Consider the following 13,189-nt stretch of genomic DNA (forward strand, 5'->3'; position numbering starts at 1 on the left):
TATTGACGGGTAAGGGGATATATGAAAAAAATTGTTAGTTATTTGTTTATTTAGTGTCATGTTATCTGGCTGTGAAAAACCTCAACAAACCCTTGATGGCTCGAATGTCGAGTCGCTACGTATCTCAATTGTTGAAATGCGCAATTCACTCCCCCTTGATGAACAATCGCGCTTTGATGAAGCAATAGAATTAGCTATTCTTAATGATATTAATTTTAATGATTTAGTGATCGCAGGTCGTTATAAAAAATTCGGATATTATCACGCGCAAAATGTGCCAATCATTAGATGGTAAAACGGCAAAAGAGATATTTTTTGCAAGCAGAAGAAAATAAAAAGTACAAAAAATTAGCATTAAAAATAATCAATTAATATACAGATTATCTTTTACTCTATAATTTTAGCTTTCATAGGAAAACTTCATTTCTTTTTTTTGTATATTGTTTTTGAATGCATTTGTATTCTTTAATTGCATGGTAAATGCTTCGAGTTATTTTTCAATAGAACTTAAACAAAATCGCTATCGTGCTTTCCATTATATTGTGAGTGGTTATAATGCGCGCCGCATTCGCAAGAAAAGTGCAGTATCTCGTTAGGCGAGGCTCCTATACAAACATAGGTTACTGATCTGACGACGTCGAGAGACGCCCAAGATTAGGACAGGATATATCGACCGAAGGTATATCCCCATGTAACTTCCAGTATTCATCGGATACGTTGTATAGTGCTAAAACCGAGACGTGTAGATAGCTTTTGCATTCTCGCTTCTGGTTTCGCCCCTATGGAGAACTGATTTGCTAAACACAAACAGTAATAGGGAACCACAAAATGAAATTCAATACTCAAAACAAAATGGATGCTGTATTAGTTGCAGATACATCCTTAAACACACCTCAAAATAACTCAACTCAAGACCAATATAATCGTTTAAAAGATGATGCAACCGTGAGTGCTTATATGAGCCAGTCTTATATTGCGGTTTCTGTCGCTGATTCTGTTGAAAATGTGAAAGCTCAATTGGTTAATGATTTAAAAGATGAATTAATTCCAACTTATTTATATGTGGTAGATAAAGATAATTATCTCAATGGGATTTTACCTGTTAAATCATTATTAACAGCCGCGAATGATCTGTTTGTCTCTGATGTGATGCGTCAAACTTTTTTCTCTGTGTCACCAGAACAAAATCGACACGATGTCTACCAATTGATTAGTCATAGTGGTTTAGACAGTGTACCTGTGATGCATTTTGGAAAATTAGTGGGTGTGTTACGTCCTCAAGATATTGCTGAATTAATTGAAGATGAAAATACACTTGATGCACAAATGCAGGGTGCGACTTCGCCTTTAGAGCAACCTTATTTAGAAACGAGTCCAGTCACATTATGGCGTAAACGTGTTGTGTGGTTGTTGATGCTGTTTGTGGCAGAAGCGTATACCAGTACCGTATTACATGCTTTTGAAGATAGACTAGAAGCCGCAATTTCATTAGCCTTCTTTATTCCATTGCTGATTGGTACTGGCGGAAATAGTGGTACTCAGATCACTTCAACATTAGTCCGTGCTATGGCATTAGGGGAAGTGAGCTTACGTAATGTTTGGTCTGTATTAAGAAAAGAGATAACCACATCCATAATGGTTGCACTGACTATGGGGATTGCTGGTTTTGTGCGTGCTTGGTTCTTAGGCGTGGGTATGGAAGTGATGATTGTTGTTGGCTTAACGCTTATTTCAATCACGGTTTGGAGTGCGATTGTTTCGTCTGTTATTCCAATGGTCTTAAAGCGTTTAGGTATTGATCCTGCTGTTGTTTCAGCACCGTTTATCGCGACGTTAATTGATGGTACAGGTCTGATTATTTACTTTGAAATCGCATCTCATGTGATGAGCGAGTTTGCTTAAGACTATTCCACCTATTTTTTTAAAGTAAAGCCGATGTTATTTATCTAATACATCGGCTTTATTTTTATCTATGTTAATTCATGTTCTATAAACTGCAAAATTGACTGACAATGACGACAACGATATTGTGTTTCACCACGTAATACCTTGTTATGACGACGAATAGTCAGCTGGTGTTTCTCTTCACAATGGCAAGCGTAAGGAAAGGTTTTAGCCTTAACTGTGCTGACATCAAAATGATGGGTTCGTTTCGCGGAAACTTGTAATACGGTTTCCATCATCCATTTCCACTCTTTCCCATGAGGTGCTACACGACCAAAATGGCGATTCACTAATAAATGTGCTAATTCATGAGGAATAACTTCTTCAATAAAATTCTGTTTATTTTCAATCAATAATGTAGGATTAATACGGATTTCCCAATTTGCATAATAGGCACTGCCTGCAATAGTTCCTCTCTGATTATAATGTAGGGTAGGTTCTGGGTAATTTGTATTAAGATAAAGATTAGCCTGCTGCAATTTTTCACGCAGTGTTCGCATAACGCTTTGCACTAAGGCGATGGGGATTCTTACCGTTTTCATGTTATAGAGCATATAGCGCCTTATACAAACACGCAATAAAAAGAAAACTTGCACAATATATAAATTAACATATTATTAAAAAGTATATTGATTATGGAGTTTACCATGACACAACGAGTTCAACCTGATTTATTAGATGCAATGAAATTGGCGGCTAATGAAGCGTCCAGCATGCTTAAGACGCTAGGAAACGGCGATCGCCTCTTATTATTGTGTCAATTAAGTCAGGGCGAAAAAAGTGTGAGTGAATTAGAAGAGAGTTTAGGGATCCGTCAACCGACACTTTCTCAACAACTAACCGTTTTGCGTAATGAAGGGTTAGTGAATACTCGTCGTGATGGAAAACGTATCTTTTATTCTATTGCTGATGAAAAAGTGCTTGTACTACTCAATACGCTTTATCAGCTTTATTGCCCGATAGCAGGTTAATTTATGAATATAGATTGGGTTCACTTTACGCCTTTAAGTGCGGCAATTGGTGGGCTGATGATAGGTGCTGCCGCCGCCATTTTACTGTTATTTAATGGCCGCATTGCAGGAATAAGTGGCATTCTAGGCGGTGTTTTATCAACAAAGCAGCAAGGGAATGGTTGGCGTTGGGCATTTTTACTTGGCATGTTAATCGCACCTACACTGTTTTATTTTTTTGATAAACCTTTATCACCCGTGATTGAAACATCACCTTGGATGTTAATTATTGCCGGTGTCTTGGTGGGAGTCGGGACACGTTTAGGTAATGGTTGCACTAGTGGTCATGGTATTTGTGGATTAGCGCGCTTATCGCGTCGCTCAATGGTGGCCGTTTTGGTCTTTATGGTAACTGCTTTTATTACCGTTTATATTCAGCGTCATGTGATAGGAGGCTAAGAAAATGACTAAGTTTGTTGCTTTTCTTTGTGGCCTTTTATTCAGTGCAGGATTGATTGTTGGTGGAATGAGCAATCCGCAAAAAATTCTCGGTTTTTTGGATATTACTGGGAACTGGGATCCGTCTTTATTGATAATCATGGGAGCAGGGCTGGTTGTCAGTGTGATAGGTTACCAATTAACACGTCGTAGGCAACAAAGTGTACTAGCATGTCCTTTAAATATCCCGACCAATAAAGTGATTGATAAACCCTTAGTACTAGGCAGTGTATTATTTGGTCTTGGCTGGGGGTTAGCTGGAATTTGCCCTGGACCCGGTTTGGTATTGGCAGGTGCTGGTTTTTATCAAGGTATTTTATTTGTTCTTGCCATGATTGTCGGTTGGTTGCTTGTTGGCTTTTTTCGTAAAGCACAATAATGGCGACTTGCTATCACCATTTTAGCGAAAACGTTAAACGAAGCCAGAGCTTCCCGTTTGTGTATTTATACATTGAACGTTATTTAAAGTCAGCATAAGGAATAAGAGGGTTTGGGGGTAAATCTAAATCACCATTCCAACCATCAAATGAATAACGTAAGTATATTAATGCATGGCTTGGAGTATAGTTTTTGGCTTGTTGAATATCGATAGCCCCACCGATAAACCAATGCGGCGTAATACGATGCTCAACTAATGCTCTTGCGGTATAACCAAAACCATGGCTAGAGTCACCTTCATCAACAGCATCCCGCTCTTGATAATAAAGCCTCATCATCTCTTCTCGATCTTCAGGGGTAAGTCCATTCATATAGTGATTAAATTTATCGATAGAGACGAGATTTTGTAAGGGATAGCGCTTTCTGTCATCCGTTTGAGAGTAAGACCAAGAAACGGAACCTGATAATTCCCAAGACCAATTTTCAGTGCGTTGACGATAATTAATGGGGATCCCTAAAGAGATATATTTTTGAGGGCTATAATAACCACCTTGTCCTAAAGTATACCCGCTTAAGTCCTTATCATAATGCCAAAGCATCGTACTTACCCCAACAGAAACTCGGCGGTTGTTCTCATTAATAAGCTTATAATAATAGCCGCCCATACCTCGAACACTGTGATTATCTTCAACGTTTTTACCTGTCAATTTATCAACAGAAACCTCGCCCCAATAACCGTCTTTTCCGCCTAAGTCATAGCTCCCACTTAAACGAATGCCCGTTCTTCTAACTCCGCCCCATATTTGATTTGTCCAAAGATCACGTTGACCAGCAAAAGCAAGCAACGAGCTATTAACAGGGCGACGATGCACATCCAGTGTCCAGCCTACATTAAAGAGATCATGACTATAGGCGACTCTACCGACCCAATCTGTTACGTTGAAACCCAGAGGGGTTGTACCAAGATCCCATTGCCATTGACTGTTTTCCCAGCCAATGGCAGGGCTAATGCCAAAGGATTTTTGTTCTAGTGGAAAACAACCTGTCCGATAGCAGGTCCCAAATTTGGCATCATAAGGTGAGGTACCTAGTTTGCCACTATGAAGATTAACTAAGTCTGCACGCCAGAAGAAGCGACCATCATAAATAGGATGGTCGAGTTGTAACATTGTGGTGTGCGCGCGCAGCTTTGAATAGCCTTCGCTACCATTAGATCCCCAATAATCGTGCTCAAGAGTAAAACGCCACGCTTGTTGACGATAAAGAGAGTGGGCATCGGCTCGTAGGCTTCGAGAGAGCCAATTATCTTTTTCGTCATTACGCATTAATGTGGTGTATTCAATATTGTCTTTTGGCAATCTATCGGTTATTTCATCCTTGAGCATAGCTTGTTGATAATAATAGTGAGCTTGCTGACTATGCTGTTCATCACGCTGAAAGCGTGCAATATCGCGTAATACTAATGGCTCAGCATTGTCTGGCTCTATTTCGATTTGTTGTGCTAAATAAGCAAAATAGTGTTGTGCGTTTTCTGTGTTACCTACGGCTTTTTCTGCATTGGCGACGCGTCTAATCGCATTGCTATTAAACTGGCTAGGTGAAAGTGTTTCTATTTTTGCAAGATAGTGTTTTGCTTGTGTTTCTTGTCCTTGTGCTAAAGCAATATCTGTTGCACCTAATAATGCCGTTTCATTGTTAGAGTCTAAACTTAGCGCGGTATGATAATAACTGAGGGCTTGTTCAAGGTTATTTCGTTCTTGTGCCCAGTTTGCTAATAGTAAATAAGTCTGAATTTTTTGTTCTGGCGGCATATGCGCAAAAAGATAATCGACTGCACGTTGTTCTTGCCCTTTTGCGCGTAGAGACTCTGCATGGGTTACTATTTCACCAAAACGTAATTGGCTATCTAATGCTTTCATGCTCTCACTGCGTTGAGATAAGGGGATTGTTTTTAGCGTATCAAGTGCTTGAGATCCTCGTCCTGTTTTATTGAGATAGAGTGCGTAGGCATAAAGACGAGATGCATCATTAGGGAGACGGTGATTAAGCTGATTAAAATACGCTTCAGCCACAGCGTCTTGCTGTGTGATTAATAAATCATCAGTAAGGCGGTAAATATTCCAAACATCATTAGGAAAATCTTTAGCAATAGCCTTACGTTTTTCAATCGCACTCAGGTATTGCTCTTTATGTTCATCATCCTCGGCTAAATCTTGTCTTATACCCGAGATAATATAGCCATAATCTTCGGCTAAATTGTTATATTGGCTTGGTGTTAAACCATGAATAAATTGTTGTGCTTTATCATGTGACTGCTGGCGATAAAGTTTTGCCAGGCGATGTAAAGTTGCAGAGTGATTGGGGTGATATTTTAAAGCTTGCAAATAATAACTTTCAGCAAGCGCTAATTGATGCCGTGCAACTGCAATGTTACCTAAACCAAGATAAGGCTCACTTTTATAAGGGCTTAACTTATTGAGTTGGTTAAAATAACGTTCAGCTAATTCATAATCTTTTTTTTAATAGTGCATCATCGCCTTTTGAAAGGAGGTGCCAATATTGATTAGCCTGCAACATCGCTCGCCATTGACCACTATTATCATGATTGGGTGATAATTTTAGCGCTTGTGACAGATAAAAAATAGCCGCACCACGTTGGTTGGATCTAGAATAACGTACACCTAAAGTACCTACAACATCAGCATTATCAGGTTGTTGTCGTGCTTTTTGTTTTAAAGTCGTAATGGATAATGAGGAGATATCTGTTTTTGATTTTACAGAGGAAGCAGTATTTATAATGTTTGGTGTCACTGCTGATTTTAGTGTGGATTGTTGCTGGAAGAGGTTTGCTATTGTCGCATTCTGAGGATATTGGCGATAAATGTGATTAAGTCTATCTATCTTATCATCGTGAGAAGACTGCATAAGCACTTGGATATATTCTATCGCTAAAGCCTCATCTGGCGGTATTCCACGATAAACTTCATCGTATAAATTTAACGCATCATCATAGCGTCCAGCGGTACGGTAAAGCTGAGCTCGCTGTAATTTTTGCCGATTAATATCGGTTGTCAGTGATAAGGTTTTTATTGCACGCTGATATTGCTCTGATTGTGGAAATTGAGTACCTAGTTGGGTAAACCACTGTTGTGCTTTTGCATTGTCTTTCTGTTTTACGGCAAACTGAATTTGCATTAATAAGATATTAGGATCATTGGGTTTAATTAATGCTAAACGATGCAACGATTGAGCCACTAAAGTTTCATTTTCTGTGGATACTCCTAATCTTACTTGTTCTTGTAAAAAGGCTTCCGTCGTCTCTTCATTAGCTTGCGTGACAGGCATAATGCCTGTCAGCAAAAAGAAAGCAAGAATAGAGTAGCGATGTGTGTGATCAAATTGCCACATAGCTTAGTCCTTAGTCGACAAACGACGTTGACTTCTTATTTTCATTGCTCGCCAAATAAGAAGAGAAACTAGAATAATGCCGACAATTGCCGCTAAACCAAGCCATATAGGGTGGGAAGCAAACACATACCAAACTTCTTCCCACCAAGGTAAATAACCGACGAAATACGTCTCGCCCACACGCAAACTATTTACGCCAGAGTCTCTGATTAATACCACTGAACCATGCATAGCATCACGCTTACCACTGTCACTTATTGCCTCATTTAACAGTTTATAACCTTGTGTACTATCGGCTAATAATGCAACAACACTACGCTGTGAAAAGAAAGGAGATTGGAAACCAATAATCGCTCCCATAGATCCTTTTGAAGTCAGAGAAATTCGACTGTCAGGACGTTTATCAGCGGGTTGATAATTAGTGTGGCTAAAGATACTGGTTTCACGAGAAGGCAGAGTGATTTCACTACGTGCTTTATCGATCAGTATATTCATCTGTTTATCATTATTTATTGCGGGTGGAATGGTGCCAATAAGTAGCAGATCAGCATCCCTTTTTTGCACTTCATCCAATGAACTCGTTAATGAAACATTTAGAGCAGGGTAACCTGTTTGAGCGCCGATATTCCCCATTGAAATTAATAGGGTAGATAATTGTGTTGGAGAAGGTTGCTGATTAACAAAAACCAAGGTTTCTGACAGATCCGCATAACGGCTAAATGGAAAACCCGCATGGCTGTAAACGCGTAAGTCAGGTAATGCAATATAGTGTCGATAATCACCTGTAAAATTAAAACTAGATAAATCATCAATGGCGACAGTATTTGGTACGGGTTGATAAGTAATACACTGATCGACTGATCCGCCTGGAATGGGGTTGGTGTAATCAAAGGCAAATGTAATTTGGTTACGCTCACCCAATTTTACAGCGGGAATATTCAATAAATTCTTATGCTCAATCCACCCTTGAATAAGCGGTAAATAAGCGATGACGAGATTATCTTTTTTCTCTTTCTCAAGAGGATAAGCTTTAATGAAATGGTCGTTTACTGAGATAGACATACGAGAGTTATCTTGAAATGCAGGTGTGGTGTAGCGATAACGTAATTGCATTTGTAATCCCGTATTATTAAACATAAATAGATCTGGCGGTAAGGTCATATTTAATGTAATAGGGCTCGGGTTTAACCCACGAGATTGCAACTGGCCTTCATAGTCTTGTAGCGTATTAAAGTAGATAGGTTTATTTAACTGCACCCATTTTGGCGCATCATAAGGTTCACGCGGGATCAATTTTTCCACTTCATTAATTGTAACAATATTCCCTCTGAAGATAACTTGCCCACGAGCTATTCCGTTTACGGCTGTGATCAAATCGTTATCATCACGTCCCATAATAAGAAGTAACTTAATATAAGGATTGGTTGGATGTGTCAGCATTTCGATGGTTGGCTCTTTTACATCAGGATGCTGTTTTAAAAATGTGGGTTTTTGTTTATTAGTTGCAAAAACAATGCTGTGTTGATTGGGTAAAGTATCATAATAAACAGGATAATTTTGTTTACGCCAATCAACTTGAGTGCCAAACCAAGAAGAGAGAATTGCTGCCGCTTTTTGTTGAACCAAATTAGGCGACTGGCTGAAGATAATCGGTAGTGTTAATTCTCCAAAATCACGGCTATCAAAAAATGGCTCTGGGAAATACGCTAATTCATTACCTAAACGGAGTGATTGAAAGGTTAGATTTAATTGACTGCTTTTACTTATATCAAGCCAGAGTGTTGTATTCGCTTGATTTTCGCAAATTTCACGATAATGACCAATAAAAGAGAGTTTTATATGGTTAAAATCTTGAATAAATAAAGGATCAATAGGTATCGTAATTTGATTTTTCTTACCTAAATCTTCCTGTTTTAAGGTAACTACTCCCATTAATTCATTATTTAAATAAACATTAAAATGAGATTCCACAGGAAGTAGTGATGGAGACGGTGTAAATTCTAAATCGAGAGTGGCTTTTGAAACATATTCATCACTACGTACACCAAATTCTAAATAACCATCAGGGGTAATACCTGTCAAATGGATCGCGCCATAGCTAGGTGCTGTCTCAGCAAATGTTAATATTTTCTGGTGAGAGGAAGGCGTAACATCCGTAGAAGGTAAGGGGGTATCACCAGTCAGCTCTGCTTGAGAAATAGCTTCAGGTGCCGCTTCTGTTATTGTAACAGGAGGCTCTGAAATATTGGTTTTCGCTTCTTGAGTTTCATCGCCATGAACTGAAGAAGTGAGCATAAATAAGGCAAATATGAGAAAACGTTTTTTCATTATTGTTACCCATCTTATTGTTTATTAGTAAATTCCCAGAAAAACGGAGTTTTCCTTTAAGAGTGATGAAATATTTGTGAAACATTAACGCGTTGAGGGAGTAACGATGAAAGCCACAGTAAAAAAAGACCGAGTAAGCGGAAAGTGGCGTAAATAAAGTAAGGAGCACGCTTTAATAAGGTGTTATAACCTTGCATGCTGATAAAAATAATATTCTTGAGACTGCTTAAAGGTCTGTCAGCTGGAAGTTCATTTTGCCAGTCAGCCCAAGTATCGGCTCGCTCAAAAGTACATGCAGTAAACTCGATAGCTTTTTGCGTTGTCATTTCAAGAAGCTGTAATCCAATAATTTGCCCATCAATACGTGAAATATTGGCTTTAAAGGCATGTTCACGCTGATTTTGACTGAGTAATAGTGTGATGTTTTCATTTGGAGAGAGTGAAAGTGTGACATTGTCAGGTAATAAAATCGCACCGCTATTATCAGAAAAATCATAGAGGTAACAGCGATAGAGTGAGCCATTATTTAATAACAACATGGCTGGAACTTTAACGCGAACACGAGGAAAACGGCGTTGTTGTTTTGTTTCAACAGAAACGGCAATCGCAACACCGAGTAAGATAAGGTTATAACACACCCATAATAAACACATAGCAACAGCCCATGCTTCGTCGGGATCCCCCGTTGCAATGCGCCAAAAAGCAAATAAAATGCCGAGTAAGTTTAGGTTGAGAAAGAGTAAATAAGGACGGTTAATTTGCCAATCGACAAAACCTTCTTCCATCACGCCACCTTTGCTTGTCACGTTAAAAGTTCCTTTATGAGGAGAGAAAAAGGTACTTAAGACAGGGCGAGTGGTGTACCACGCTAAAATCGTTTCATACACTTCACCCCAAAATGAGTGGCGATAAGCGCCTTGTAACTTTGCGCTGGCGAGTGAAATATGGATCAAATACGGCACAACATAGAGCGCGATCGCAATCGCTGGTGCATAAATGATATAGGCATGGAAAATAAGAAACGTCAGTGGTGCGAGTAAGAAAATCATTCGCGGAATACCAGAAAAAAAATGTAACATGGCATTTAAATAACAAAGGCGTTGTGCCACGCTCAAACCTTTACCAAAGAGTGGATTATCAAGTCGGAATATTTGCACCATCCCTTTCGCCCAGCGAATACGTTGACCTATATGTGCGGATAACGATTCTGTCGCTAAACCAGCGGCTTGTGGAATGCGAATATAAGCGGATCTCCAGCCATGACGGTGTAAGCGCAATGAGGTATGCGCATCTTCTGTAACAGTTTCAACGGCAATGCCTCCAATTTCATCCAATGCAGTACGACGTAAAACAGCACATGAGCCACAGAAAAAAGTCGCATTCCAAGTGTCATTGCCATCTTGAACCAACCCGTAAAAAAGTGTGCCTTCATTGGGGGTTTCACGAAAATTACCTAAATTACGTTCAAAAGGGTCAGGTGAGAAAAAATGGTGAGGTGTTTGTACCAAAGCCATTTTTTCATCTTTTAAAAACCATCCCATTGTAAATTGTAGAAAGGAACGCGTTGGAATATGGTCGCAGTCAAAAATAGCAACAAATTCACCTGAAGCGAGTGTTAAGGCGTGATTGATATTACCAGCCTTAGCAAAATCATGTTTTTCGCGAGCGATATAACGAATACCCACTTCTTGAGCGAACGCTTTAAATTCAGGACGGGAACCATCATCAAGTAGATAAATAGTGAGCTTATCTTTAGGCCAATCTAGATTTAAGCTGGCATAGATTGTAGGTTTAACAACGTGTAGATCTTCGTTATAGGTAGGAATGAAAATATCAACGCTTTGCCATTGTGTAATATCTTCAGGCATCGATATGGGTTTTCGATGCAGCGGCCAAATACATTGCATAAAACTAAGGAATAACACACACCATGCGTAAGTTTCAGCCAGTAAAAGCAGTAAACCAAAAAACAGGCTGAAATTATCAACCCAATAAAGGGTTGAGTGATAACGCCACCAAATGTATCGACATGCGATTATCAGCGCTAATATCACCATTACGATTGAAGAGAAACGCCCTGGAATATCACGGATAGCTAAGGCAACTAACCAAATAACAATCACAAAAACAAACTGGAATGTCAGATCAAACGGCTGAGTGATACTGAGTAAAATAAAAGAAAATGGCAAAAATAGCGATGATGGAGTAGAGAATATATTGCCAAAATGGCGTGGTTTTTTTCTTATGTTCAATGATCCCAACCGCAATAGGTGAAACATGAACAACGAGTTTTTTATAGGATTTTCGAATATAAAAAATAAATTGTATGGGTTTTTTAATCAGTAAATGTCCGACATAATGGCAAACTAGCCAAATACTTTGTAACAAATAGCGCAGAGGATCGAAAATTTTAGGACAACGAGGATCAATATGAGGATAGAGTGCTCGTTGTTTTTTGGCAATTTTTCGCCAAAAAGGGGATTCCATCCGTAAAAAAAACCACATAATGCCCATAAATAGTTCACTAATAATCGCTGCGCTACGAGATGCACCGTTATGGCGATAAAACGTGTAGTAACGAATAAGAAGATGTTGTGTCACCTTCTTTTCGGCTTTCTTCGAGGTATCGTAAGATGATGGCATTATGGCTGTCCTTCTTTCCTCTCAAATAACGAAAAACACCATTGAGCAAGTTGCGATATTTCTTCTACTAACATGCAATTAGTTCGGTAATCATATAAAGGTAAACGTGAAGCACAGGCCTCTAGCGAGGCTTCATCTCGATGAAGAACGATAGGGCATAATGGCAGTGACGTCGTTTGCCAAAATTGATAAAAATCTTGGTGAATTTGGCTGGTGGCACGAAATTGGTTAATCAATACATATTCATTATCGATAAATGTGTGTTGATTAAGGCGAATATGACAGTTGCTTTCTGCCATTGTCACAGAGAGAAAAATATCTGCTTTTTCTATCCAAGGCGTGAACAGAGTGTCTTGCGTATGCTGTAAATCCATTAAAATAATGGCATCAGGGTGTAACTGCATAAATGTCGTTAAAAAAATGAGTAAGATGTTGTTTAGCGGAAAATGACAACTGTAAGAGCAAATTATCTTTCTTATTCACTAAGCCAAAAGGTAATACTTGATAGTGTGGTCGATAGTAAAAAGTATTCTGCTCGATTGGCGTTTCTGCTAATAATGCCTGACTTAATGTGGTACTTCTTTCCTGTGCTGGAAAATAAAAAGACAAAATATTTTCAGTGCAATTATCCATAATAAGCACTTCTTTATTTTGTTGATGAAATTGCCGAGCAAGTGCAATTGCCGTCGAGGTTGTACCTACTCCGCCTCTGAGCCCTTTCAATACAATAAGTGGCATAGTTAGCCTCATTTACTTATATAATTAAATGTATTAAGTAATGGCCAGCGATAAATAAGCTCATTATTTTCTTCTTTTTTTATTAATATCCTGATAGTGATAGTTATTTAATGAAAATAATTTTTTTTAATTTGTTGATATCCTTATTTAGATCATTTTTTTCTATTTTCATATTGGAGTTAATAAAATTTTCGTTTTTCATTTTAATAATCTCTATATAAAGGCGAGATGAATTTTTATCAAAGTTAAAAGAACCGATAAAAATAGTGGTTAATTAATGATTCGTTCTATTTCATTAAACT

The 13,189-nt window shown here is 38.6% G+C and carries 9 protein-coding genes, 2 pseudogenes and 1 riboswitch; of the genes and pseudogenes, 5 read left to right on the plus strand and 6 right to left on the minus strand.

Annotated elements, in window-relative coordinates; translation table 11 throughout:
• Positions 1 to 31 precede the first annotated feature (31 nt).
• Together BHE89_RS20885 and mgtE are read left to right on the plus strand one after the other, a co-directional pair.
• Positions 32 to 295, plus strand: coding sequence for a DUF6694 family lipoprotein (locus BHE89_RS20885; RefSeq protein ID WP_286146393.1), 264 nt, complete (start codon positions 32 to 34; stop codon positions 293 to 295).
• 286 nt (positions 296 to 581) lie between these two features.
• Positions 582 to 753: riboswitch (M-box (ykoK) riboswitch) on the plus strand.
• A 75-nt stretch (positions 754 to 828) separates the two neighbouring features.
• The gene (gene mgtE / locus BHE89_RS20890) at positions 829 to 1,902 is read left to right on the plus strand and encodes a magnesium transporter (protein WP_069367665.1); all 1,074 of its coding nucleotides are present in this window, start codon (positions 829 to 831) and stop codon (positions 1,900 to 1,902) included.
• Positions 1,903 to 1,970: 68 nt separating this feature from the next.
• Here the strand turns inward: mgtE and BHE89_RS20895 are convergent, their stop codons facing one another.
• Complete coding sequence (locus BHE89_RS20895; protein WP_139151977.1) at positions 1,971 to 2,486, minus strand: SprT family zinc-dependent metalloprotease; 516 nt, start codon at positions 2,484 to 2,486, stop codon at positions 1,971 to 1,973.
• Positions 2,487 to 2,591: 105 nt separating this feature from the next.
• Between BHE89_RS20895 and BHE89_RS20900 the strand changes: the two genes are divergently transcribed.
• From BHE89_RS20900 to BHE89_RS20910, 3 genes are read left to right on the plus strand one after another with little or no spacing between them, the layout of a single operon-like run.
• Complete coding sequence (locus BHE89_RS20900; protein WP_036912417.1) at positions 2,592 to 2,915, plus strand: ArsR/SmtB family transcription factor; 324 nt, start codon at positions 2,592 to 2,594, stop codon at positions 2,913 to 2,915.
• Between the two features lie 3 nt (positions 2,916 to 2,918).
• Positions 2,919 to 3,353: a YeeE/YedE family protein gene (locus BHE89_RS20905; RefSeq protein WP_069367667.1), complete on the plus strand. Its 435-nt coding sequence runs from the start codon at positions 2,919 to 2,921 to the stop codon at positions 3,351 to 3,353.
• A 4-nt stretch (positions 3,354 to 3,357) separates the two neighbouring features.
• A complete protein-coding gene (locus BHE89_RS20910; RefSeq protein WP_069367668.1) occupies positions 3,358 to 3,771 on the plus strand; it encodes a DUF6691 family protein in 414 nt (137 codons plus the stop codon).
• A 79-nt stretch (positions 3,772 to 3,850) separates the two neighbouring features.
• Here the strand turns inward: BHE89_RS20910 and bcsC are convergent.
• The 5 genes and pseudogenes from bcsC to BHE89_RS26540 form a co-directional block, all read right to left on the minus strand.
• Positions 3,851 to 7,178: pseudogene (bcsC, locus tag BHE89_RS20915) on the minus strand (cellulose synthase complex outer membrane protein BcsC).
• Positions 7,179 to 7,181: 3 nt separating this feature from the next.
• The gene (bcsB, locus tag BHE89_RS20920) at positions 7,182 to 9,506 is read right to left on the minus strand and encodes a cellulose biosynthesis cyclic di-GMP-binding regulatory protein BcsB (RefSeq protein WP_069367670.1); all 2,325 of its coding nucleotides are present in this window, start codon (positions 9,504 to 9,506) and stop codon (positions 7,182 to 7,184) included.
• 56 nt (positions 9,507 to 9,562) lie between these two features.
• Positions 9,563 to 12,149: pseudogene (gene bcsA / locus BHE89_RS20925) on the minus strand (UDP-forming cellulose synthase catalytic subunit).
• Entirely contained in the window at positions 12,149 to 12,553 is a 405-nt protein-coding gene (locus BHE89_RS26535; RefSeq protein WP_286146396.1) for a cellulose synthase operon protein YhjQ/BcsQ, read from the minus strand. Before BHE89_RS26535 ends, bcsA begins: the two are co-directional and overlap by 1 nt.
• A complete protein-coding gene (locus BHE89_RS26540) occupies positions 12,537 to 12,887 on the minus strand; it encodes a cellulose synthase operon protein YhjQ/BcsQ (RefSeq protein ID WP_286146397.1) in 351 nt (116 codons plus the stop codon). The genes BHE89_RS26535 and BHE89_RS26540 overlap by 17 nt, the downstream gene beginning before the upstream one ends.
• Positions 12,888 to 13,189 lie beyond the last annotated feature (302 nt).

It is taken from the genome of Shigella sp. FC1967 (genome assembly GCF_001743005.1).
GTDB lineage: Bacteria > Pseudomonadota > Gammaproteobacteria > Enterobacterales > Enterobacteriaceae > Proteus.